This window comes from Candidatus Accumulibacter phosphatis, from assembly GCF_000024165.1.
In the GTDB taxonomy this organism is placed as follows: Bacteria; Pseudomonadota; Gammaproteobacteria; order Burkholderiales; family Rhodocyclaceae; genus Accumulibacter; species Accumulibacter phosphatis.
Genome location: NC_013194.1, coordinates 2981217 through 3005119, shown reverse-complemented (window position 1 = coordinate 3005119; position 23903 = coordinate 2981217). Strand labels below are relative to the sequence as shown.

The following is a 23903-nucleotide window of genomic DNA, read 5'->3' as shown; positions in this document are numbered from 1 at the left end:
CTCTGCTCGTGCTCGTGCCGCTGGATTTTCTGTCGTTTGCAGTGTGCTGATTACGCCCCGGATCCGCTGCCGGCATCGCGCCTGCGTCGCCGGCGGCCGCCGGCCGCCGCGGCTACGCCGGACGCTCGGCGACGGCTGCGGCACCTGTGGTGCGAAGATCGGCTTCTGCCGCCTCGTCTGGCTGGCTGCCGAGAAAGCGACCGACGACGTCCTGGAAGCGGCGGACGTCGAGTGGCTTGCTGAGGTAGTCGGCAAAGCCGGCAGTGTCGCCGTGGTCGACGTCGCGCCGCATGGCGTCGGAGTCGGAAGTGACGGCGATCACCGGCACCGCTGCGGTTGGCGCGTTTGCCCGCAGCCGGCGCAGGGTGGCGAAACCATCCTGACCGGGCAGGTCGATGTCGAGAAGGATCAGATCCGGGGTCGTCGCGCAGGCCAGCGCGAGGCCGACCTCGCCGCTGCCGGCGTCGTCCACTTCGACGTCGGAGCGGCCGCCGAGGAGCTTGCGTACGAGTTTGAGGGTGGCTGGATTGTCCTCGATGTGCAGCACCCGGCGCCGCTGTCTGCCGGCGGTGGCGAGGGTGGCCGTGTCGGCAGCGACGGCTGGCGGCATGCCCGTATTCGCGGCCTCTGCCGCCGCAGTTGCGGCGGGCACTCGGGCCAGCGGCAGGTCGAAGCTGAAGGTGCTGCCAACGCCGATGCGCGAGTCGACGCGGATGCTGCCAGCCATCATCTCGACCAGACGCTTGCTCAGGGCCAGCCCGACGCCACTGCCTTCGATTCCCTCATAGGAGGATTCCAGTCGCTCGAAAGGCTGAAACAGTCGCGGCAGGTGCTCGCTGGCGATGCCGCGGCCGCTGTCGGTGACGGCGAAGCGCAGCCGCTCGCCTTCGCGTGTGTTGTCGAGGCGGACCGTGCCGTGCTCGCGGTTGTACTTGATGGCGTTGGAGAGCAGGTTGAGTATCACCTGTCTGAGGCGCGTCGGGTCGGCCTGCAGCATGCTGTCGTCGATGGCCGCGTCGATACTGACGCCGCGCGCCTCGGCCAGCGGTCGCACGAGCGCGACACACTCGGCAACGACGGACGACAGCGGCACCGCTTCGAGGCTCAGCTCGATGCGTCCACTCTCGATGCGTGCGAGGTCGAGCACTTCGTTGACCTGCTCGAGCAGGTGGCGGCCGGCACGGAGAATCTCCTGCACGTTGTCGGCCTGCTGTGCCGACAGGGGCGCGTCGCCAGGCAGCGCAAGCAACTGGCCGAAGCCGAGAATGGCATTGAGTGGTGTGCGCAGTTCGTGGCTCATGCGCGAGAGAAACTCCGTTTTCGCGGCGTTCGCGGCCTGCGCGTCGGCGATCGCGGTGCGCGCCTGGGCGAGCGCGGTGGTGCGTTCATCGACCAGGACCTCGAGATGTTCGCCGTATTCGGCGAGCTGTTGCTCGGCCCGCTTGCGGTCGCTGATGTCGATCGCCGTGGCGAGGATCCGTTCGACACCGCCGATGGTGACGCGGCTGAGCGTGACGTGCTCCCAGAACAACTCGCCGTCGCGCCGCTGGTTGCGCCACTCGAACTGCTGCTTGCCGTGCGCGGCGGCCTTCCTGATCCAGCTCAGCGCTTCGGCAAAGGAGTAGGGGGGGGCGAGCCAGAAGTCCGACGCTTGCAGCTCCTGCAGGGAGCTGAGGCCGTAGGCTGTCCAGGCGGTCGGGTTGGCGTCGATGATTTCGCCGCTTTCCCGGTCATGGACGAGAATCGAAACCGGTGAATCGGCAAACAGGGCGCGGAACTGCTGTTCACTCGCGCGCAACTCGGCCTCGGTCCGCTTCTGCCGCGTTACGTCGTGAAAGCACCAGACGCGACCGACGATCTGCTCGCCGATTCGTTGCGGCTGCGAGTAGCGCTCGAAAACCCGGCCGTCGGCCAGCTCGATCTGATCGAGGCTGCCGGCAGCCGGGTTCGGATGCGGCCCGGTGACCTCCGTCAGGCCGCGTCCCGAGCTGGCGAGCTGGCCCAGTGCCTGCGCGACGACAGCTTCCTCATTGTCGGCGGCGGCAGCGACCGCAGGCGCTTGCCACATGTCGAGAAAGGCGCGATTCCATTTCGCCGCCTTGCCGTTACGGTCTACGACCAGAATTCCGTCGGTGGTCGAGTCGAGGGTGGCGTCGAGCAGCGAGAAGGAGGCGCGCAAAGCCTGTTCCGCCAGCTTGCCTTCGGTGATGTCGGGTGCGACGCCGATGAAATGCGTGATCTTGCCGTGATCGTCGACGACCGGCGAGATGGCCAGGGCCTCCCAGTACAGCTCGCCGCTCTTCTTGCGGTTCTGCAGTTCCCCGCGCCAGACGGCACCGTGGGAAATCGTCTCCCACAGATCCTCGTACGTCTGCGGCGGGTTGAGTCCCGACTTGAGGATGCGCGGATTGATGCCGATGACTTCCGCTCTCGAGTAGCCGGTGATCTGCTCGAAAGCGGGATTGGCGGCCAGGATTTCGCCCGACGCCGTGGTGATCAGGATTGACGCCGCGCTCGCCTCGAAGACGCTCGCCACCAGCCGGCGCTCGCGCTCGAGTTCGCGTTGCTGTGCCGCGATTCGCTGCTGTCGGTACCAGAGGGCTATCGCCGCGCAGCTCAGTGCCAGCATGATCGGCACGACGATGCCGGTCAGCCGCCACGCTTCGCTTTGCCAGGCCGCCAGTACGTGTTCGCGGTCGAGATGCACGGCAACGACGACCGGGAACTGCCTCGACGCACGGTAGGCCGTCAGGGCTTCCCGGCCGTCGCCGAGCACCTGTACGAGTTCGCCATGTTCCAGGCTGCGCAGGAGTTCACCGACCGCGCCGGCGGCGCCGCTGATGCCGGGCAGCTCGTGCGGCGCCGTTGAGGCCAGCAACACGTCGTCGTAGCGCAGCCATTGAATGCGGCCGCTCTCGGCATCGAGCAACTGCGTGCCGTGATTGATGAAGTAGTCCGGATTGAGGGCTGCGAGCAGCCAGAGACCGCCATCCGCGGTCAGACGCCGCAGGACCGGGATGAAGCTCGCCTCGGCGGCGGTGACCGGCGACGTCGCGCTGGCCGCGGAGCCGCCTGCGAAGTCGCGACCGAGCCAGGGGCGACCGACACGCAGGATCTCCGCGCTCGGTACTGCTGCCGGAAAGAAGCCTGTCTGCTCGACGGCGACGCCGAGGTTTTCCGGGTTGGAGCTGGCGATGATGCGCCCGCTTGCGTCGAGCAGCGAGAGCGAGCGCAGGAACGGGTTGGGCCGCAGTGTGGCAGCCAGTCGCTGGCCAGTCTTGACCTCGTCCTGCGGGTCGTCGCCCCGCGGCTCGAAACCGCCAGCCATCAGATCGATGACCTGCAGGCTTTGCGTCAGGTGCTCGGCGAAGTTGCGGGCATGCATGCGGGCCGTCTGCGCCCCATTGTCCAGCGTCTCGCCGTGCAGCCGCCAGAGCATGAAGCCGAACGCCGCCAGCCAGCTCGCCAGCAGGAGGAGCAAAGCGAGGAGGAGGGCGGCGCGGCGTTGCGACGGTGGTAGCGGCGACACGGTGTGGCGATGTCCTGCGAGAGGTCCGGCGGCGTTCAGCGGACGAGCATCGGGTCGAGGCCATGACGCCGGACATTGGCGAGCAGACGACCATCACGCTTCATGTCGGCGAGCACCTTGTCGACGCGGGCATGAAAGCGGTCGTCGCCGGGTGCCATTGCCCAGGCATAGGGGGTGACATGGTAGCTACCCGCGGGCGATATCAGGCGCGCCCAGTCGCTGTTGTCGAGCATCCGCCGGCTGAACGCGTAATCGGTCATGAACACGTCGGCGCGCCCTGACTGCACTTCCTGCTCACGGGCTGCCGGTGTGTCGACGACGCGCAGTTCGGCCGCCATCAGTCGGGTCTTCATGACGGTCTCGTGCAACGTTCCCCTGGCGACCACGACGACGGTGCCCGGCTTGTCGATGTCCGCCCAGGAGTGCAAGCGGCGATTGGTCTTGGTCGTGATGGCGTAGATGTCGCTGGCGAGATGTGGCTGGGTGAAGCGCAGTTTCTCCTGCCGTTGCGGCGTGATGCCGATGGCGAACATGGCGATGTCGCAGCGGTCGGCGGTGACGTCGGCGACCAGGCGGGCGAAGGAGCTGTCGATGAACTGCACCTCGACGCCGAGCTCGCGGGCGAGTTCGCGCGCGTTGTCGATGTCGACTCCGGCGAGTTCCTGGGTCTTCGGGTTGCGGAACGATATCCCGTAGTAATCCGGCCAGATGCAGACGCGCAACTGCTTGCTGGCGGCGATGCGCGCGAGGCGATCCGGCGCCTCGCCGGCGAGGACAGGCTGTACCAGGCAGAGCATGGCGAGGAAGCGGCAGAACGTTTCTTTCATCGGTGGCCTCGGCTGCGCTCAGTCATGCGGTTCCTGATGCTGGTCGCGGATGGCGAGGATCTGCGGCAGTTGCTGCTCGAAGCAGCGCACGACCTCCGGGTCGAAATGCCTGCCGGCGTTGTCAAGGACATGGCTCACTGCTTCGCCGACTGCCCACGCTTTCTTGTACGGGCGGCGCGAGGTCAGCGCGTCGAAGACATCGGCGACAGCGACGATGCGCCCGGCCTGCGGGATGGCGAGACCGGCCAGGCGCGCAGGGTAGCCGCTGCCGTCCCACTTCTCGTGGTGGGTCAGCGCGATCGACCGGGCGAGGCGAAGCAACTCGGAGTCGTCGCCGGCGAGAATGCTTGCGCCGATTTCGGGATGCGTGCGAATGATCGCCGTTTCGTCTGCATCGAGCCTGCCCGGCTTGAGCAGCACGGCGTCAGGGATGCCGATCTTGCCGATATCGTGCATCGGGCTGGCGTTGAGCATCAGATCGCCAGCTGCATCGCTCCAGCCGAGGTGGCGGGCGAGCAGGGCCGAGTACTCGCTCATGCGCAGGATGTGGTAGCCGGTCTCGTTGTCGCGGTATTCCGCCGCGCGGCCCAGGCGCCGCACCACCTGCAGCCGGGTCTGGTTCAGTTCTTCGGTGCGGCTGCGCACCATTTCCTCGAGCAGGCCCTTCTGATCGTGCAGCATGCGGTGCGCCAGGTGCGCGTCGAGCAGGTTGTTGACCCGCATCAGCAGTTCGGCCATGTCGAAGGGCTTGCCGATGAAATCGCGCGCGCCGGCAGCCAGTGCCTTGAGCAGGGTCTCGCGCCCGTGCTGGGCGGTGAGGATGACGATCGGCGGCAGCAGAGGATCGTTCAATGCCTTGAGCTGAGCCATCACCTGATAGCCGTCGAGGTGTGGCATGTTGATGTCGAGCAGGATCAGGTCGGGGCGCTCCGCAGCGTAGCGATCGAGTACCTGGCGCGGATCCTGGATCGCCACCAGATGCTCATAGTTGCGGCTGCCCAGCATCTTGCCGAGCAGCTTCAGATTGGCCGGCTCGTCGTCGACCATGAAGATGCGAGCCTGCCGGCGCAATGGGTCGTTCATCCCTTCTCCTTCCGGCCAGTAGCGAGCGCGCCCGTGCGAGCTCAAGGGTTACGTACCTGTCTGTGGGACGCCGTCGGCGTCCGGCCCGACGGCGTCCGCCGGCAGTGCGGCGGCATCCTGCGCTGGGTTCGCCAGTGGCAGATCCAGGCTGAAGGTGCTGCCGACATCAAGCTGACTGGCCACCTGGATTATGCCACCCATCGCTTCGACCAGTCGTTGCGTCAGCGCCAGCCCGACGCCTGTGCCCTCGATACCGTCGTACGCCGACGCCAGTCGCTCGAAAGGCTGGAACAGGCGCTGCAGGTGTTCGCTGTCGATGCCGCGGCCGCTGTCGCTGACGGCGAGTCGCAGCCGCCCGCCGTGACGCGTGCCGGCAATCCGGATCGTGCCCTGCTCGCGGTTGAACTTGATGGCGTTGGAGAGCAGATTGAGGAGCACCTGTTGCAGGCGCTTGGCATCGGCGCGCAGAGGCGCGTCGTCGATGTCGGCGTCGATGCTGATGCCGCGCGCCTCGGCGAGCGGCCGGACGAGCGCAACGCAGTCGGCGACGATGGGAGCGAGGGGTACTGCCTCGAGCTTCAGCTCGATGCGCCCGCTCTCGACTCGCGCCAGATCGAGCACTTCGTTGACCTGTCCGAGGAGGTGGCGGCCGGCGCGCAGGATTTCCTGCACGTTGTCCGCCTGCTCCGCCGACAGCGCTGCGTCGCCAGGCATGGCAAGCAACTGGCCGAAGCCGAGAATGGCGTTCAGTGGCGTCCGCAGTTCGTGGCTCATGCGCGACAGGAACTCCGTCTTCGCGGCATTGGCGGCTTCCGCCGCTTCCTTGGCCCGGGCCAGCGCCGCCGTTCGCGCCGCGACCAGCGCCTCGAGATGGTGGCGGTGCTGTTCGAGTTCGTCTTCCACCCGCTTGCGCTCGGAGATGTCCTGACAGAAATCGATATAGCCGATGAAATCGCCAGCACGGTCAACGCGCGGGGTGCCGGCATCCTCGATCCAGCGGTACTCGCCATCGCTGGCGCGCAGGCGATAGGCCATCCGGAACGGCTGCCGGCGGTCGAAGTGACTGTCGTAGGTGCGCCGGCAGTGATCGAGGTCCTCCGGATGAATGCCTGCGGCCCAGCCCGCGGCAAGCTGGCCTGCCGGCGACTGGCCGGTAAAGCGCAGCCACGGTTCGTTGAAGTAGGTGGCGTGGCGGTCCGTGCCGGAGGTCCAGATCAGCGCCGAGCCGCCGTCGGCGAGTGTGCGGTAGTGCTGCTCGCTTTCCTTCAGTGCCGCCTCGCGCTGCGCCAGGGACTCGAGCAGCAGGTTGAAGCTGTGGATCAGTTGCCCGACTTCGTCGTTCGCTGTCGTCGGCAAGGGCTGCAGCAGCGGCTCGCCGGCATGCGACATGTCGACGAGCAGTGTCGACGCGGCGAGCATCGGCGCAAACTGCTGGCGCAGCAGGCGACTGAGGAACCACCAGCCAATGGTGCCGACGAGCAGACTGAGGGCCAACGCCGCCAGCAATACCCGTTCCTGCATCGCAGCGATGGGCTCGTAGGCCTCCGCCGTTGGCAGCACACTGACGAGAAACCAGCCAGCCACCGGGATTCCCTTGGCTGCGGCGAGCTCCTCGACGCCACGCGAGTTCACGGCGACGCCATAACCCTCGTAGCCGCCGACGAAGCGGTCGTGGTTGCGGTTGACACCGGGGCCTGGCATGCGTGACATGGCGCGCGACTTGTCCGTTCCGGTGACGATCAGATCATGCTGTGGAGCGATGATCAGATAACCACCGGACCTGCCGTAGCGCTGGTCGACGATGCGGTCGACGAAATTCGCCTGACCGAGGTCGACGACTCCGGTCACGGCGCCGATGACTTGCCCGGCCGGGTTGCGGATGGGCGCCGCCAGAGCGATTGCGGGTGACTTGAGCGTGCGGCTGATGACCGGCCGGCCAATGTTGCCACGGCCTTGCTGGAGGGCGGCGATCATGTAGTCGCGGTCGGCGTAGCTGTTGCCGATCTGCTCCGGCAGGTAGGGAATGCTGGCGAGGGTCAGGGCATTGATGTCGCGGATTCGCGTGCCGCCATTGAACAGCTTCTGCAACGTCGAGTGCTGTTCGAGAAATCGCTGCAGTGCGGACCGGTTGTCGAGCAGGGTCGGGGAAATTTCGCCAGCCACCAGCGTCAGGGCCTGCAGCCGGCTGTCGAGTTCGGCATTGAGCTGGGCGGCAATGATCGAGGTCGTCGAGAATTGCTGCTCGCCGAGGAGATGCGTCATGTCCTGACGCAGGCTGCGCGTCGCGTACAGGGTCAGCGACCAGATCGCGAGCAGGAACACGGCCAGCGTCATGGCGGTGATGCGCGTCTTCAACGACCAGCCCGCACGCCGCGCGGTGGCCGTGCTGCTGGTCGTCCGGGGGCTTCCCGGGTTCACGTGGAGCGCGGCGATCGTGGATTCTCCAGTGCCTCTTCGACCACGCGCAGGAAGCCGGCGACGTCGATCGGCTTCGTGACGTAGTCGACAAAGCCAGCGGCGCGGCCACGCTCGATGTCGCGTGCGAGGGCATTGGCGGTGATGGCGATGACCGGCGTGTGGCGGGTGAGCGGCTCGCGCTGCAACACGGCGAGCACCTCGTAGCCGTCCATTCCCGGCATGTTGATGTCGAGCAGTATGAGATGCGGACGGTGCGCGAGGGCCAGCTCGATTCCCAGTCGCGGCGCATGTGCCGTGAGCAGGCGAAGATTGCCGCGGCGGCCGAGGATCTGCGCCATCAGCTTGAGGTTCGAGGGGTTGTCGTCGATGCACAGGACGCGCTGGCCGTCGCTGGCCGTCGGCTGCTCGTCATGCGGGCCGTCGCTCCTGGCCGTGCTGTTGTCGTGGTGGACGCTGGTACCGGCGGGCAGGTCGATCCAGAAGCGGCTGCCGACGCCGATCTCGCTCTCGGCAGCAATCTCGCCACCCATCAGTTCGACCAGACGCTTGGTGATGGTCAGTCCGATGCCGCTGCCTTCGATCTCGCTGTTCTCGGCCAGCAGGCGGGTGAAGGGCTGAAAGACCTCGTTCAGGCGTTGGGGAGCAATACCGATGCCGGTATCGGCGACGCAGATGCGCTGGCGAAGTCCGCTTGCCGTGAGCTGCTGTTCGACGTCGATCTGAATGCTGCCGCGCTCGCGATTGTATTTGACGGCGTTCGACAACAGGTTGAGGAGCGCCTGTTTGAGGCGGGTGCGGTCGGCGTGCACCGTCGCGCCGGCAGGCACGAGCGTGCTCAGCGTGATGGCGAGCGGTGCCGCCAGCGGTTCGATGAGGTGCCGGCAGTCGTCGACGACGGCAGCGATGTCGGTCGTCTCGAGCGACAGTTCGATGCGTCCCGACTCGATGCGGGCGAGATCGAGAACCTCGTTGATGAGGTCGAGCAGGTGGCGGCTCGCCTTGAGGATCTCATGGACGCTGTCGTGCTGGTCGGCGCTCAATTCACCGTCGTACTCGAGCATCTGGGCGAAGCCGATGATGGCGTTCATCGGCGTCCGCAGTTCGTGGCTCATGCTCGAAAGGAACTCCGACTTGGCCCGGTTGGCACGCTCCGCGGCTTCCTTGGCCAGCGATAGTTCCGCCGTTCGCTGCGCGACAAGGGTCTCGAGGTGGGCGCGGTAGCGCTCCAGTTCGGCCTCGACCTCCTTGCGCTCGCCGATGTCGGCTCCCGAACTCAGCGTGCCGATGATGCGCCCGGCATCGTCGGTCAGGGCACCGGTCTTCCAGCCGATCAGCCGCAGCGAGCCGTCGCGGCAGAGGACACTGTCCTCGGCCGAGAAGCTGGCATCGAGTTCGCCGGCGATGATGCGCCGGAAGGTCGGCAGGCCCCGCTCTGTTCCACTCGGCTGTGGCAGGCAGGTGCTGAACCAGCAGCGGCCAAGCAGTTCGTTCTCCGTATAGCCGAGCAGATCGCGGCCGGCGCGGTTGATCATCGTGATCTGCCCCTCGGTATCGAGCGCCAGCATCAGGCTCTGCACCGTGTCGAGGTAGCGTTGCGCGAGGTTGTGCTGCTGCCGCAGGAGCTGCTCGGCGGCCTTCCGCGCAGTGACGTCACGCAGCACCAGCAGCAGATGGACACCGCCGCTCGGCGGGCTGACGAAGGTGGTGTGCACCTGCACCGTCCGGCGCTCACCGTCCCGGCGCCGAATCGTCCATTCGTCGCCGCGCAGGTGGTCGCCACGGCGCATTCCCTCGGCACGCTGCCGGGCGTCCTCCTGCCGCTCGTCATCGACCTGCAGCGCACGTTGCCAGCCAAGCTCATTGACGTCGCTGAGGCTGTAGCCGGTCAGCTTCTGCATCGCCGGATTCCAGACGGTGAAGCGAACCTGTGGTGGCTGCGGGATTTCATGGCAGACGGCGATCCCGTCGACCATCGCCGCGATGATGCCGTCGGTGAATGCGGCCTGCTGTTTCAGTGCCGACTCCATGCGCATGCGCTCGGTGATGTCGAGCATGACGCCGACGAGGCCACCGAGGCCGCCGTCGGCCCGGTTGAACGTCGCCTTGTTGAAGACGACCTCGCGCAGCGAGCCGTCGGCGTAGCGCACTTCCGCCTGATAGGTCTGTGTTCCGCGCTGCTCGAACAGCGCCCGGTCGGCTGCCAGATACTTGTCGGCGAGACTGCTCGGGACGATGTCGTGCACCGAGCGGCCGATCAGGTTGTCGCGCTCGATCCCGATGTACGTTTCGAAGGCGGTGTTGCAGCCCAGGTAGCGGCCGTTCTCGTCCTTGAAGAAGACCGGGTTGGGAATCGTGTCGATCAGCTGGCTGGTGAAACGCAGCTGGTCGGCCAGGCGCTGGCGCTCCAGGGCCAGCTCTTCTTCGGCCCGCTTGCGCTCGGTCACATCGCGTGCCGAATAGAAGAGCAGGCGCTGTCCTTCGATCAACACCGGCACGCCACTGACGTCGACCGGGATCAGGCGGCCGTCCCGGTGGCGATAGCGGGTGTGCAGCACACGCCGCTGGGGACTGTCGAGTTCCTGCCGCAGTCTGCTGGGCCCGTCGTCGTCGGCAAAACGCGCATCCCGGCCCGCCATGTTGCTGCCGATCAGTTCCTCACGCGAGTAGCCGAGCATCGCGCAGAAGGAGTCGCTGACCTCGACGAGGTTGCCGGTGGTGTCGAGGACATGGACGCCATCGCTGGCGGAGCGCAGCAAGGCCCGGTTTTTCTCGGACTCGTGCCGCAGTTCGGTTTGCGCGCGGCGCAGTTCGGCGAGTTCGGCCATCAGGTGCAGGGCATTGGTGACCGGCGTCGCATTGATCGACAGAACGATGTCGGCGAACCTCCGCGCACCGCGGGCCATCTCCGCACTGGCGTGCGCGCGTGCCGCTTCGCGGGACAGGCCGGCGCGCAGCGCCAGGGTAGTGCAGGCCATGTAACGGTCGCTCTCGAGAATATGCGAGATCAGCCAGCGGGCCAGGAAAGCCAGGGTCTCCTCGGCAGCCCGCTGCCCATCAGGCTGCCCGCGCAGCCGTGACACCTCCTGCACAAAGCTGGCGTGGATCGCCTGGTGATCGACTTCCGACTGATCGCCGGCGAGGTGCTCGTGCCAGACCGCCTCCTCGGTCCGGAAGTGGTAGACGGCATAGTCGGCGAGTTCATCGAACATCTCCTCGAGTTGTGGGATGTGCGTCCTGAAGGCGACATGGCTGGCGAGGACGTTGATGAGTTGCACCAGTCGGCGGTGCTGCTCGTCGACTTCCGGCAGGCCGGTGTCGAAGGTTTCGTCCCAGGGCAGAAAATCGATGGTGTTCATGGGCTCAGTGTGCCTGGGAGTGCTTGCAGGCGAGGAGATTCGGCGTGCGTGAACCAACGGCAGCGCGCCGGAGAACTTGAGGGGAATCGTCGGCTGTGCAGCCAGCAGTTCGGAACTGGAGAAAGGCGAGCAGACCCATCAGCTCGTACTGAGGTGGGATCCGCATGACGGCGCCAAGACCGCGGTGTCCAAATTCGAGATTGACGCTACTTTACGGAGGCTCATATACTCTTGCTCCTGTTGTTCGGTTTCCCATCCTTCAGCGCTGAGGCGCAGCGCCAATACGGAATCACCCTGCCGGGCGCCTTGCCCGATCGTGGCCTGCACGACGCTCTGGTGGTGGCCGTGGCGCATGACGAATTCAAGCGACTGAGCATTGCCAGCCCGCGCCGGCTGGCCAACGGGTGGACGGTGGTTCATGACATCAAGGGGATGTATGGCAAGGACGAGGTTGCAGGCCGCCTCTGAACCACCGGTTGATGCGCCGACTACCTGCGTGCCGTACCGCATTGGTTCTCATCATCACTCGATTGGCTCTGGATTCGGGATGCCGGCTGGGTGGCTGATGTGCAGTGCCCCGATATCCTCAAAGATCCATTGATCTGACGCAACAATGGAAATTCAAACGACCAGATATGAAGCACAGGCAATACTTTTCTCTGCGAAAATTCCTCGCCTGGCCTTGTTGAATTTGAGTATCGGGAAGTGTCATGATCGATTGCCGACCGTCAATGTATGGAGAAATCATGGTATTGAATCATTGATACCCTTGACGACCCCATTCTTTGATTATCAGGACTGGAAGGTTGATTTTCGACTGGGTGGCTACGACGACACTCTCATGTTTGGCACGTGGCAAGCTGCGGATGCCGAAATATTGTGGCTAGATAGCGTCCGTTTCCTGGTCAATATGTCGTTTGGCGAGTGGCTGGCGTGGTTGGCGCAGCGGCTTGCGGCTCTCCGGGCGGTCTCCAGAGCACCGATCATCCTGGCGACCTGGAGCAATGAGCCGCGTGGCACCGAACGGCTGCAGGCAGTGGCGGACGGGCTGCCTGCCGTCTATTTCGCCGACCTGCAGGCGGCCTGCGGCGAGTTCAACGTGCCGCTTCTCGACTCCCGCTCAGCCGCTTTGGCTGGCACACCCTTGAGCAGTTTCGCCCAACTGGTGTTGGCGCGAGCGCTAGCCTGCCACTGGTTGCCGGCGGCTCTCTCGCCACCGATCAAGGCCGTGGCCCTTGACCTGGACAATACCTTGCATGAAGGCGTCCTTGGGGAAGACGGCGTTCACGGGGTGCGGCTGACACCGGGTCATGCGGCACTCCAATCCTTCGTCAAGTCACTGAGGGCACGCGGCATTTTTCTCGCCTTGGTATCGCGAAACGAGCTGTCGGATGTGGAGGCGCTGTTTGCGGCGCGGCGGGACTATCCTTTGTGCTTGGCCGACTTTTCCGCCGTGGAAGTTACCTGGGGCGACAAGGCAGCGGCCTTGTCGCGTATCGCCAGCGCTCTGCGCATCGCGCCTGACGCCCTGGTTTTTGTGGACGATAACCCGGGGGAACTGGCCAGCGTCGCCATGCAATTGCCTCAGGTGCATACCGTTTACGCGCACCCGGATGCCGATCTGACTCGCCGGGTGCTAGGTTTCTACCCGGGTCTTTGGCGCTGGCGGGTGGAGAGTGAAGACACCAAGCGTGTTCAAGACCTTCACGCCAATACCGAGCGGGAGGCGCTGGCCGCCGAGGTAGCCGATCCGGCAGACTACTTTCGAGGTCTGCAAGTGAAGTTGACCTTCCGCAGTGATCCGACCGAGCAGCTTGCCCGCCTCGCAGACCTCTGCAACAAGACCAATCAGTTCAATCTCGCGTTGCGCCGCTTCAATCTGGCCGAAGTGGCCGCCTGCGTGGAACGGAGCGATGCCCGGGTCACCAGCGTACAACTGACCGACCGCCTCTCCGACAGCGGCGTAATTGCTGTTATCGTGGCCATGAGTCAGGGGGAGCAGCTCGTTGTGGATGAGCTTTGCATCAGTTGTCGGGCCATGGGCCGACAACTGGAAGACACCATGATTTTGACCGCCCTGCAGGAAAGTGCAGCTTTTTTCGGACATACGCAAGTGGCTTTCCGGGTGAGAATCGGCCCACGCAATCAACCGGCACTCGCTTGGCTCGCCCGGCTAATCGGCCAGAGCGATACACCAGCTGCCGGCCTGCATGTATTGCCGGTCGACAAACTCCTGGAGTTCCCGCCTGCCGAAGGTGTTGTCATTGCCTGGAATGATCAGTGATGGATTACAAGAGTATCGAAGAGGTGGTATTAAAGGCTCTCGCAGCGGTCTTGAAATGCGAGGTGACAAGTGATTTTTCACGGGAGAATACCCCGCAGTGGGATTCACTGAAGCATATTGAAGTCATATTCACCGTGGAGGATGAACTGGACATACAGTTCACCGAAGACGAAATGGGTGGCCTGGACAGCGTGAGTTCCATTGTCGGGACGATACTGACTCGCCATGCGACATGAGCTGTCAATTGCCGGGCCAGCCTTCCGCTTGCGGCCCGTCGTCGATGCCGATGCCGATTTTATCCTGGCTCTGCGCGGGAACCCGGCGTTGAATCGATTCCTGCACTCAACCTCGGGCCGCTTGTCCGATCAACTGGACTGGCTGGCCCGTTACTATGAGCGCAGCGGTGACTACTACTTTGTCGTGGAGCGCCTTGCCACAAGCGCACCAGAAGGCGTCATCTCCATCTACGACATCGACCCACAGGCCTCGAGCGGTGAATGGGGTCGATGGTTGCTGCGGCCGGGTTCCCTGGCAGCGGTTGAAAGTGCGTGGCTCATCTACCGTTGCGCTTTCGAGCAATTGAGTTTGCAGGAGGTTTACTGCCGTACCGTTGCCGACAACAGCCAGGTGGTTTCGTTTCATGACTCTTGCGGCATTACCCGACGCCATCCGCTGGCTGGGCATTTCGACTTTGACGGACGTCAGGTGGATGCAGTGGAGCACCGCCTGGATGCGCTGGCATGGCGTGAAGTTGCTCCACGTCTCGAAAAGCTGGCCGGCCTAGCCGCTCGAAGACTGCACCATGGCTGAACTGGCAGTGGCGCTCCCGGATCTCCAGGCCGGGTTCGAATTTCATCACGTTGGGTATGCATCGGTGTCCGTGGCCCGTGAGCGGGATTTCTTTGCCTTGCTCGGTTATCAGCAAGAGGGAGAAGCGTTTGTTGATCCGATCCAGGGCGTGGCAGGGTGTTTTCTCACGGGTCCGGGTCCGCGCATCGAGTTGCTGGAAAACTTGCCCGAGGCCAAGACGCTCACGCCATGGCTTGCATCCGGGATCAAGATGTACCACCTGGCCTACCTGGTGACGGATCTGGAAGCATCGCTGGATTGGGCGCGCGGTCAGCGTGCAAGAGTTACCGTGATGCCTGTCGCTGCCGTGGCTTTTGGCGGTCGGCGAATCTCTTTTGTTATGTTTCGCAATGGCCTGATGCTCGAATTCATTGAACGATAGGGACGGCAATGCACGCCGGTAGACGATGAGCAGCGAAGAAGAAGAGAAACTGCAGAGGATATCCGAGACATCCCTGTATTCGGCAGGTGTCATGCCGCTGGCTATTGGCTACTGCTTTCGCATCCTTTGCCGCCATCTGTTGGGGGAAAACCTCCTTGAAATGGGGCCCGCAGAAGGTGTGATGACCGAACTGCTGGCCACCACCGGCAAGTCGATGACTGTTGTCGAGGGCTCGGCCCTTTTCTGCAATGACTTGCGAGCGCGCTTTCCCCAGGCGCAGGTCATTAACGCGCTATTCGAGGATTTCGAGCCGACTGAGCAATTCGACACCATCATCATGGGCCATGTGCTGGAGCACGTGCAAGAGCCGGTGGATATCCTGCTCAGGGCACGGGGCTGGCTGAAGCCTGGTGGTCTGATTTTCGCCGCAGTACCCAACGCGCAATCATTACATCGCCAGGCAGCCGTGATCATGGGCATGCTGCCGAGGGTGGATGCGCTCAACGCCATGGATTTGCATCATGGTCATCGTCGTGTGTTCAATCCTGAAACGTTCCGCTTGGCGTTCACGCAGGCCGGCCTGCAAGTTGACATCTTTGGCGGATATTGGCTCAAACCTCTAGCCAATGGTCAGATCGAGAGCCACTGGAATTCGGCCATGATCGAAGCCTTCATGCAGCTCGGTGAGCGCTATCCAGATATTGCCGGTGAACTCTACATAGTCGCATCAGTCACATCATGAATAGTCGCTTCAGCGCGTCTTGACGCAAACGAGCCGAAGGCGATCAGATCAACGCCGCTACGCGGTCGCGCCGGGCCGATCCGATCCTGATGGCACGGCATCTTGAGGAAGGCTGTTGCGATGCGTGAGCCGATGTCGAAAACCCTGTGCTGGTGGGCAAGCGTTCTGGTGTTTTTCTGCACGGCTGCCGTGCCTGCCCAGCCGGCGGCTGACTCGGTGACGGTCAGCGGCAGCGCTGCCTATCTGCAGCGCATGGCGATGCCGCCCGATGCGGTGCTGACGGTGCGCGTCGAAGACGTGTCGCGTGCCGATGCCGCGTCGCCGGTATTGACCGAGACGCGTGAGCCCTTCGGCACGCGCCAGGTGCCGATCCCGTTCTCGCTCACGCTATCGAGCGCCGCCATCGATCCGCGCTCCAGCTACGCCGTGCGGGCAACGATCACGGTGGGCGGCGAGTTGCGCTTCACGACTACCCGCCGCTATGCCGTACTGACACGCGGCGCGTCGAATCAGGTCGACCTGATACTGGACGCCGTGCAGCCGGCGCCGCCACCGGGCCGCAAGGTGTCGGCCGGTCCCGCTGCCCAAGCGGCGGCGACTTCTCTTGGCTTCGAACTGCCCGCCACTTTCGTCGGGGTCGTACCGTGCGCCGACTGCCCGGGTATTGCGCAAACGCTGACCTTGCGTGCAGATGGTCTGTACCGCCTGCGGCGCACCTACCTGAGCAAGCCCGAAGGGCCTTTTTCCGAGCTTGGTCGGTGGACCGAGGAGGCGGGCGGCAAGGTGTTGAGACTGCGCAGCGGTTCGCAGGCAACGCTCTTCGCCGTGCACGACGATGCGTCCTTGCGCCTGCTGGATCGCCTGGGGCAGCCGATCAGGTCGACTGCCAACCTCGACCTGCGCCGCAGTGCAGCAGTCGATCCGATCCGCGAGTCCTTGCGCTGGCGCGGCGAGTTTCTCTACCTGGCCGACGCGGCGACCTTCACCGATTGCGCCAGCGGCCTGCGCTGGCCGGTGGCGATGGCCGAGGGCTACCTGGCCGCGGAGCGCGACTACGTGCAATCGCGCAGCGGTCCGGGAGCGCCGCTGCTGGTCGTTCTGGATGGCCGGCTCGAATGGCGGCCGGCGATGGAGGGTGAACCGCGAGAGCACCTGGTGATCGAGCGCTTCGCCGGCTCGCAGCCGGGAGCGACGTGTGACTCACCAGCCCCCGGCAAAGCCCGCGTGGCGACCAGCCTGCAAGACACCTACTGGAAGCTGGTCGAGCTCGACGGCAAGAGCATCGGCATGACGTCGACGCAAGAGCGCGAGGCTCGCCTGACGCTGTCGAGCGTTGATGCGCGCGTGACCGCTTTTGCCGGCTGCAATCGACTCAGCGGGGCTTATGTACAGGACGACAACGGTCTGCGCTTCACGCAGATGGCGGGTACGCGGATGGCCTGTGCAGCCCCGCTCATGGAACTCGAGCGGCGCTTCTTGCTGGCGCTTGGTGCTGCCACGGCCTTTCACATCGAAGGCGAGCAAATGATTCTGCTCGGGGGCAGTCAGGTTCTGGCGCGCTTCGAGGCGGTCTCGCTGCGATGAATCTGCTACTTGGCTGGCCACCGAGCTTGGGAGTAATGGCGACAGGGGCCTGAAATGGCGAACGCACCTTCGATGTCTGGTCACGTCCTGCTTGCGATGGCGACTTGCAAGCTGCGCTTGGGCGTCGTCGGCCTGCTGGTGGTACTGCTGGCAGCTTGCGCCAGTCCGCAGCGCGCCCCTGAGGCGACTCCGCCGGTGCAGGTCTCGGAGACTGTCTGGTGGCAGGTCGAAAGCGACATCGTCGGCGCGTCGCGGGCCGCGACCGGGCCGGCCACCAACTACGCGCGCGGCTTCATGGAGAGTTGGCGAAGCCGCGTCGCCAAGCGCATCGAGACGGACTTCATTCCGTGGTTCACCGGTTACTGGACGCAGCAGTGGCTGGCGATCAAAGTCGCCTGGTACCAACTGAGCATCGGGGCAGGGACGGATCCAGCCACGCTGCGACTGGCCGCCTATCTGCAGGAACAATTCCGCGAGCGTGTGCTGGACCCCGTCGCCCGGGAGATCGATCCCGATGTCGTGCGAGGGAAAGCCACCCGGCTCTACATTCAACTGCTCAGTGAGCAGGTTCAGGGAATCCCGCGGCGCTACGGTGTTCCGCGCGACCAGTTCGACCGGCGTCTCAAGGCCTTTCCGGCGATTGCGCTGGGCCCTCCAGCCGCCCATGACGCGTCGCTCTACGAGCTGGTAAACGCCGTCCCGATCGACGCGCTGCCCGCCTATGTGGCGCTCACCGCCCGGATCCGCAAAGGCAGCGGTGGCGTGGGAGAGGGCCCGTCGAGCGTGAGGATATCCCCAGTGGCGAAGCGGGCCAGCGAGAAACTGATGGCCAGGCTCGCCACGAGCGGTGGGGCGAGTGCTGCGGCGGCGGCCGTCGGCGGCGTCGCCGGGATGGTGATTTCCCTCGGCTCGCTCGGTTTCGGCGCTATCGCGCACGCGAACGAGCGGCCGCAAATGGAAGCGCAGCTTCGCCAACACCTTGGCGCTGCGCTGGACGATATGTGGCACGCCCAAATGCTGGATCCCGCAAGCGGGGTGATGGCCGGGGTAAGCTACCTGTCCGGACAGATCGAAGGAAACCTTGCGCAAACCGTGGTGCGACCCGTCGAGTTCGAACCGGGGCCGCGGGAAGTCCCTCTGTCGATCGAAGAAGATCTCCCGGATGACGACAGCGGGGATGCCGCTCTGCGCGACGAAGAGCAGGCGGCTGAATGACCCGACGGGAGCGCTGCCAGTCATTCCTTTCCTCGCGTGGCGCGGAGGTGGGCGACTGCCGTCGACCAAGGCGATAGCGGTCTGCAGCGGCGAGGAGGGCACCCACCGGCAAGGCGGCCCGAGTTTCTTCCCCGTTGAGCGCGTTCAGCAGCGAAAACTGCCGGTCGATTGCTGCATTCGGCGTGCCGCCTCGGCGAGGCGGCTGGCCGCCGCGGCGAGTTCTCCTGCGCCGGCCGAGTTCTCTTCCGCGGCCTGTGCCACCCTCTCGATTTCGTCGGAAATACTCTGGCTGCCGGACTGCTGCGATTGCAGACCGGCGGTAACGTCGCGTATTTCGGCGACCAGGGAATGCGCGGTGCCCTCGATGCCGAGCATCGTTTCGCGCGAGCGGCTGACCGCTTCGGTGCTGACCTGGGCCTTGGTCGACTCCTCTTGCATCATCGCCACGGCCGTGTCGATCCCCGAGCGAATCGCAGCGACCACTTTGCCGATCTGTTCAGTAGACTGCGCGGTGCGCTCGGCAAGTCTGCGAACTTCGTCGGCGACGACCGCAAAACCGCGGCCTTGCTCGCCGGCGCGCGCCGCCTCGATCGCAGCATTCAGTGCCAGGAGATTCGTCTGGTCGGCGACTTCACGGATGACGCCGACGATCGCCGAAATCTCGCGCGAGCGTTCGCCGAGCGCCGCCACGGTCGTTGCCGACGACTGGACGTCGGTCGCCAGTTCGCCGACGATCTTCGCCGTCCGCTCGATCTCGCTCGATCCGGTCCGGCACTGCTCGCCGGAAGCCAATGCCCGCGTTTCCGAGCTATCGGCAAGTGTCGCCATGTGCGCGATGCCGGTCGACATTTCCTCGACGGTCGCCGCCATCGCCGAGACCGCAGCGCTCTGCCGTGTCGAGGTGCCCGCCAATTGCGCCGTCGTCGACGACAGTCGTTCGGCCTCGGCGCTCAGCGAATCGGCGTTGTTGCGAATCGAACTCACCAGGGTGGCGAGTTGTCCCGAGGTATCGTTCATCGCGTTGAGCAGACCACCGATCTCGTCGGCGCGCCGATGTTCGGTGCGCATCGACAGGTCGCCTGCGGCGATGGCCGTGAGGTGCCGGCGCGCGCAGTCGACGCCATCGAGAGGCGAAACGCTGAGGAACCAGGTGCTGCCGACCGCCGTGCCGAGCGTGATGAAGAAGACGACGCCGAGGACGAGCGAGTTCCGGGACGTTGCCGCTGCGGTTTCGGCTTCGACCGCGGTCTGGTGCTCGGTAGCCTGCTTGACGACATCGTCGATCGCCTTGCGGTGCATTTCATAGAGCGCTTCGAGTTTGACCATCGCCGCCTTCACCTGCGCCGCGTTGTTCCCGGTCACCGCCGGCAGGTCCTGTTTGAGCCAGAACTCGTGGCGGGTGTCGTATTCCTTCTTCAGGATCGCGAGTTTGTCGAGGAGTTCCTTTTGCTGCACGGCGCGGTCCGGGTCGGCAAGCAGCAGTACGGTCAACCACGACTCAATGATGTAGTTGGGCGGCGGCAGGATGTCTGCCACCAAATCCTTGTCGAGCACGATGCGCTCGTAGAGCGGGCCGCCCACCTTCACCTTGCCGAGGCCGTACAAGGTCTGAAAACCGAAGGCAGCGAAGCCGGCGAGAAGCACCAAAGTCAGCAAGAAGAACTGGATTCTCAGTTTGCATCGGGTCATGTCAAAATCTCCCGATGGCTACGTTGTGCGGTGCAAGCGGGTTCTAAACGTATCGAACCTCGTCCGACGTGCCAGGAACGTCAGCGAGGGGCGAGCTGGCCGCGAGGAATGTGCCCGAGGGAAGGACATCGCGACGGAAATAGGGTGTCAGCGCGCCGTCAATGCGGCGTCGGTTGATCATCGCAAGGATGCTGATCAGGACGAGCGACGCACGACCGGCCGCGATCGAGCGCTTGCCAAGGCCAGCACCCAGCTAGTCAGGAGTGCTATTCTTGGCTGATCGGCAGCTTTGCCGCGGCAGGTGTTGCTGGGCGTCGTACGGCGTCTGGCGGCAGCGATCCGGCAGCGGTGCTGGCGTCCTGGACGATGGGCGACCACTTCGCGCCGCATGCCGACAAGACTGCTGGCGACTCGCCATGGGCTTCATTGATACGTACTCGACTTGACCTCACTCGCGCTGCTTCTCATCGGCTTCTCGCTATTCAGCGCGCTCACCCTTGCGCTGACACATTTCCGTCGCGAGCACTATCAGGGCCAGGCGCTGTCGAGAGCGATGGGGCTGGTGCTGCTGCTGGCGTTGAGCGGCTTGCAGTCGGCCCATTTTGCGTGGCTCTACCTCGATCGGCCATGGGTGGAGACAGTCCCGTACCACATGACGCTGTTTGCCGTGGCGCCAGCTTTCTTCCTGTTCAGCCAGCCGCTACTGCGCCCGCAAGTTCCAGGTCGGAACAAGGTGGCGCTGCTCGGGCATGCGCTGCCCTTCGCGGTGTCCCCCTTGCTTCCGGGCGAACTGGCTCTGCCGCTGGCGTTCATCGTGGGCGCCGGATACTTGTCGTGGCTGGGGCGCAGTCTTTATGCGCTGCGTCGCGAACGAGCCGGCTTCCATCAGGAGATGCTGCTGCTCGGGAGCGTCTTCGCGATTGCCGTTGGCGTTTCCGTTCTCGGATTGTCACAGCAGGCGTTGCCGGACAAGCTGTTTTACTGCCTCTATGCGATCTCGATAGGCGTGGCGTTCGTGCTGGTGCAGACGACGCTCGGCCTGCGGCCGCAGCTTTCCGCCGAAGTCAGGGAGACGGTCCAGACGGCCTATGCGAGCTCCACGCTCACCAACGTGGACTGCGATACGCTGCTGGTCAAACTGGCCACGCTGATGAGCACCGACCGGATCTACGCCGATTCGGAATTGAACCTGCGACGTCTGGCAGAACGCCTGGGACTCAGCACCCACCAGTTGTCGGAGTTGATCAATGCGCGGCTGGGCAAGGGCTTTTCCCGGTACTTGCGTGAACAGCGCATTGACGCTGCCAAGGCCATGTTGTGCGCCGAGCCATCCGCCTCGGTCCTGTCCGTTGGGCTCGGCGTTGGCTTCACCTCGCAATCGAATTTCTACGAAGCGTTTCGCGAGATCGAGGGAATGACACCCGGCCAGTACCGCAAGCTGAATGCCAAGCTTCGGACGCCCTGATGGTGCCCTGATCGCGGCTTTGGTGGCAATTCCTGTTCCGAAATGATCTTTCCGGAGCAATAAGCGGTTCCGCTTCGATCGGATCGGAAGAATCTCAAGGCGCCAGTCGCCAAAGTGAAGGCTCCAATTACTGATCAGGAGCCCATCATGAACGATCGTGCCGGCGGTGGAGATATTCACGCACTTCGGCGACCCGCTGGACAGCCGGCGTTGCGTGCTGGAGGCTGCCAGGTGCGGCTTGCCGAGCGGGCTGCATTCGATCGGCAAGCGCCTGGGCCAATTCGTGAAGGCCTGGGAACCGCCGGGGAACGCGGCTTGAACGTGCTGCTTACCGGCGCCAGCGGCTTCATCGGCCGCAACGTTGCGAGCGCTCTGGCAGCCGCCGGTCACCGGTTGAAGCCGGCGTCACGTCGCCACGGCATCGACTATTGCCGCATGCAGGCCGAGGCGGATTGGTTGCCGCATCTCGCAGGGGTCGATGCCGTCATCAACAGCGTCGGAATCATTGGCGAAAGCGGCTCCCAGCGATTTGAGCTCCTGCATCGCACGGCCCCGAGCGCCTTGTTTCGCGCGTGCTCGCAGGCAGGGATTCGCCGGGTGCTGCAGATCTCGGCGCTGGGCGCCGATGCGAGCGCGTTCTCTGCCTACCACCTGAGCAAGCGTGCCGCCGACGACTGCTTGCGCAGCCTCGACCTCGACTGGTTCGTGCTGCGTCCTTCACTGATCTATGGTCGGGGCGGCAAGAGCGCCGACCTGTTCATGCGGCTGGCGACATTGCCGCTGATTCCGGTGATCGGCGACGGGCAGCAAGCGCTGCAGCCGGTCCACATCAGCGATGTGGTGGCGACGGTGCTGCAGAGCCTCAGCACATCGACGACACGACAGACGCTGGACGTCGTCGGCAACGAAGCGATCACTTTTGCCGACTGGCTGCAGTCGATGCGTCAGGCCCAAGGCTTGCCGCGTGCCGCGATGTTCCACATACCGTTGCCGCTGGCGCTGGCGCTGGCGCGCCTGGGGCGTCATTTCAGTCCCCTGCTGCAACCCGAGAATCTGCGCATGCTGCAAGCGGGCTGTCGGGCCGATGTTCAGCCGCTGACGCGCTTCCTGGGGCGTATGCCGCTGGCCGTCGAAACGCGCCTGTTCTTCTCGGACCTCGTTCCCACCGGGAGGCCATGATGGCCTACACCGCTCTCAAGACACTGCACATTCTCAGCATGGTGTTGCTCTTCGGTACCGGCCTTGGCAGTGCGTTCTACAAGTGGATGGCCGACCGTAGCGGTAACGTCGCGCACATCGCCGCCACGAATCGGCAGGTCGTTCTGGCCGACTGGATCTTCACGACGCCGACCGTGATCTTCCAGCCGCTGAGTGGCCTGTGGATGGTGTATCTGCTCGATCTGCCGCTGTCTACCCCATGGATCGTAGCCAGCTTCAGCCTGTTCGTCCTCGCCGGGGCTTGCTGGATCCCGGTGGTCTGGCTGCAGATCCGCATGCAGAGCCTTGCCGCCGACGCGGTCGCCCACGAGTCATCGCTGCCCGAGATCTACTGGCGAATGGCGCGCTGGTGGTTCTGGTTGGGCGTCCCGGCCTTTACGTCGATGGTGCTCGTCGTGGCGCTGATGGTTTCCAAGGACATACCGGGAGTTGGATCATGAACAGCCTGATGCAGTGTGCACTTGGCGCCGACTGGGACAAGCTGCCAGCGGCCTTGCAGGCGCACCATCGCTTTGGCACGACGCGGGATAGCGGTCACCTGGATATCGAGTATCCGCGATTCATTCAGCCCTGCCTGAGTCTGCTGCGCGTCATCGGAGCCCTCGTCGATCGCGGTGGTCGGCACGTGTCCACGCTAGTCGAGAAGAGCGTCGTCGGCGATCGACAATACTGGCGGCGGACCATCACCTACCCCGACGGGAGGGTGCTCACCTTCGACAGCTTCTGGGTTGTGGCCGGCGGCAATCAGATCATCGAGTTCGTCAATCCGCTACTCGGCCTGCAGATGGCTGCGCGCGTGGTGGGTGGTCAGCTGCATTACTGCGGCGTCAGGTTCGTCGTGAAACTGGGGCCGCTGTTGCTACCGATCCCCGAATGGCTGCTACTCGGGCGTACCAGCATCGTCGAGGAGGCCGTGGACGCAACCCATTTCGTCATGGATTTCCGCCTGACGCACCCGCTGTTCGGTCAGGTATTTCGCTACTCGGGAGAGTTCGAGGCGGCCTGAGGATCTGCCCGGAGGAAATCCGTGACGAGGGTGGGTTGAATGCGAACGGCCGGGAAGGTGGGTCATCCAGCGATGCGATCTGAGATCCGCCAGCGCGGCCGGCTCGGCGAGATGCTCGACACCACGATGGGCGAGCCCGAACCGCCGCCTCAACCGGTGCTCGAATACGAGGTGGATCAGCGTACATCGCCTGGTTGGTGGCAGGCTGAAGGCGCCAACGCGTAGCCCTCGAAGCCAAAGAGAGACTGTTACCGTC

The 23903-nt window shown here is 64.5% G+C and carries 19 protein-coding genes; 13 read left to right on the top strand and 6 right to left on the bottom strand.

Going from position 1 to position 23903, the window contains the following annotated elements; translation table 11 throughout:
• Positions 1 to 112: 112 nt before the first annotated feature.
• From CAP2UW1_RS23870 to CAP2UW1_RS23860, 5 genes are read right to left on the bottom strand one after another with little or no spacing between them, the layout of a single operon-like run.
• Entirely contained in the window at positions 113 to 3529 is a 3417-nt protein-coding gene (locus CAP2UW1_RS23870; RefSeq protein WP_015767077.1) for a PAS domain S-box protein, read from the bottom strand.
• 35 nt (positions 3530 to 3564) lie between these two features.
• Positions 3565 to 4356: an ABC transporter substrate-binding protein gene (locus tag CAP2UW1_RS12980; protein WP_015767076.1), complete on the bottom strand. Its 792-nt coding sequence runs from the start codon at positions 4354 to 4356 to the stop codon at positions 3565 to 3567.
• Positions 4357 to 4374: 18 nt separating this feature from the next.
• Positions 4375 to 5439, bottom strand: coding sequence for an HD-GYP domain-containing protein (locus CAP2UW1_RS12975; protein WP_015767075.1), 1065 nt, complete (start codon positions 5437 to 5439; stop codon positions 4375 to 4377).
• A 48-nt stretch (positions 5440 to 5487) separates the two neighbouring features.
• The gene (locus tag CAP2UW1_RS23865; protein WP_015767074.1) at positions 5488 to 7857 is read right to left on the bottom strand and encodes a sensor histidine kinase; all 2370 of its coding nucleotides are present in this window, start codon (positions 7855 to 7857) and stop codon (positions 5488 to 5490) included.
• Entirely contained in the window at positions 7854 to 11213 is a 3360-nt protein-coding gene (locus CAP2UW1_RS23860; protein ID WP_015767073.1) for a bacteriohemerythrin, read from the bottom strand. Before CAP2UW1_RS23860 ends, CAP2UW1_RS23865 begins: the two co-directional genes overlap by 4 nt.
• Before the next feature lie 231 nt (positions 11214 to 11444).
• Between CAP2UW1_RS23860 and CAP2UW1_RS12960 the strand changes: the two genes are divergently transcribed.
• The 8 genes from CAP2UW1_RS12960 (at position 11445) to CAP2UW1_RS12925 (ending at position 18269) form a co-directional block, all read left to right on the top strand.
• Complete coding sequence (locus CAP2UW1_RS12960) at positions 11445 to 11681, top strand: Rossmann-fold NAD(P)-binding domain-containing protein (RefSeq protein WP_015767072.1); 237 nt, start codon at positions 11445 to 11447, stop codon at positions 11679 to 11681.
• 145 nt (positions 11682 to 11826) lie between these two features.
• A complete protein-coding gene (locus CAP2UW1_RS12955; RefSeq protein ID WP_015767071.1) occupies positions 11827 to 13497 on the top strand; it encodes an HAD-IIIC family phosphatase in 1671 nt (556 codons plus the stop codon).
• On the top strand, positions 13497 to 13733 hold the full coding sequence (locus CAP2UW1_RS12950) for an acyl carrier protein (RefSeq protein WP_015767070.1): 237 nt from the start codon (positions 13497 to 13499) through the stop codon (positions 13731 to 13733). The genes CAP2UW1_RS12955 and CAP2UW1_RS12950 overlap by 1 nt, the downstream gene beginning before the upstream one ends.
• Complete coding sequence (locus CAP2UW1_RS12945) at positions 13723 to 14307, top strand: GNAT family N-acetyltransferase (protein ID WP_015767069.1); 585 nt, start codon at positions 13723 to 13725, stop codon at positions 14305 to 14307. Before CAP2UW1_RS12950 ends, CAP2UW1_RS12945 begins: the two co-directional genes overlap by 11 nt.
• On the top strand, positions 14300 to 14728 hold the full coding sequence (locus tag CAP2UW1_RS12940) for a VOC family protein (protein ID WP_015767068.1): 429 nt from the start codon (positions 14300 to 14302) through the stop codon (positions 14726 to 14728). Before CAP2UW1_RS12945 ends, CAP2UW1_RS12940 begins: the two co-directional genes overlap by 8 nt.
• A 25-nt stretch (positions 14729 to 14753) precedes the next feature.
• A complete protein-coding gene (locus CAP2UW1_RS12935) occupies positions 14754 to 15470 on the top strand; it encodes a class I SAM-dependent methyltransferase (RefSeq protein WP_015767067.1) in 717 nt (238 codons plus the stop codon).
• A 120-nt stretch (positions 15471 to 15590) separates the two neighbouring features.
• Entirely contained in the window at positions 15591 to 17054 is a 1464-nt protein-coding gene (locus CAP2UW1_RS12930) for a YbaY family lipoprotein (protein ID WP_015767066.1), read from the top strand.
• A 54-nt stretch (positions 17055 to 17108) separates the two neighbouring features.
• The gene (locus CAP2UW1_RS12925) at positions 17109 to 18269 is read left to right on the top strand and encodes a hypothetical protein (RefSeq protein ID WP_015767065.1); all 1161 of its coding nucleotides are present in this window, start codon (positions 17109 to 17111) and stop codon (positions 18267 to 18269) included.
• Between the two features lie 144 nt (positions 18270 to 18413).
• On the opposite strand, the gene CAP2UW1_RS12920 is transcribed toward CAP2UW1_RS12925, so the two are convergent.
• A complete protein-coding gene (locus CAP2UW1_RS12920; protein ID WP_015767064.1) occupies positions 18414 to 19958 on the bottom strand; it encodes a methyl-accepting chemotaxis protein in 1545 nt (514 codons plus the stop codon).
• Between the two features lie 442 nt (positions 19959 to 20400).
• Between CAP2UW1_RS12920 and CAP2UW1_RS12915 the strand changes: the two genes are divergently transcribed.
• The 5 genes from CAP2UW1_RS12915 (at position 20401) to CAP2UW1_RS12895 (ending at position 23872) form a co-directional block, all read left to right on the top strand.
• The gene (locus tag CAP2UW1_RS12915; protein ID WP_015767063.1) at positions 20401 to 21423 is read left to right on the top strand and encodes an AraC family transcriptional regulator; all 1023 of its coding nucleotides are present in this window, start codon (positions 20401 to 20403) and stop codon (positions 21421 to 21423) included.
• A gap of 147 nt (positions 21424 to 21570) precedes the next feature.
• Positions 21571 to 22602 (top strand): NAD-dependent epimerase/dehydratase family protein, encoded by a 1032-nt coding sequence (locus CAP2UW1_RS12910; RefSeq protein ID WP_412566823.1) that lies wholly within the window; start codon positions 21571 to 21573, stop codon positions 22600 to 22602.
• The gene (locus tag CAP2UW1_RS12905) at positions 22602 to 23081 is read left to right on the top strand and encodes a DUF2269 family protein (RefSeq protein WP_015767061.1); all 480 of its coding nucleotides are present in this window, start codon (positions 22602 to 22604) and stop codon (positions 23079 to 23081) included. The genes CAP2UW1_RS12910 and CAP2UW1_RS12905 overlap by 1 nt, the downstream gene beginning before the upstream one ends.
• Positions 23078 to 23647, top strand: a complete 570-nt coding sequence (locus tag CAP2UW1_RS12900) for a DUF4166 domain-containing protein (RefSeq protein ID WP_015767060.1) — start codon at positions 23078 to 23080, stop codon at positions 23645 to 23647. The genes CAP2UW1_RS12905 and CAP2UW1_RS12900 overlap by 4 nt, the downstream gene beginning before the upstream one ends.
• A 72-nt stretch (positions 23648 to 23719) precedes the next feature.
• Entirely contained in the window at positions 23720 to 23872 is a 153-nt protein-coding gene (locus CAP2UW1_RS12895) for a hypothetical protein (RefSeq protein WP_199931460.1), read from the top strand.
• The last annotated feature ends 31 nt before the right edge of the window (positions 23873 to 23903 follow it).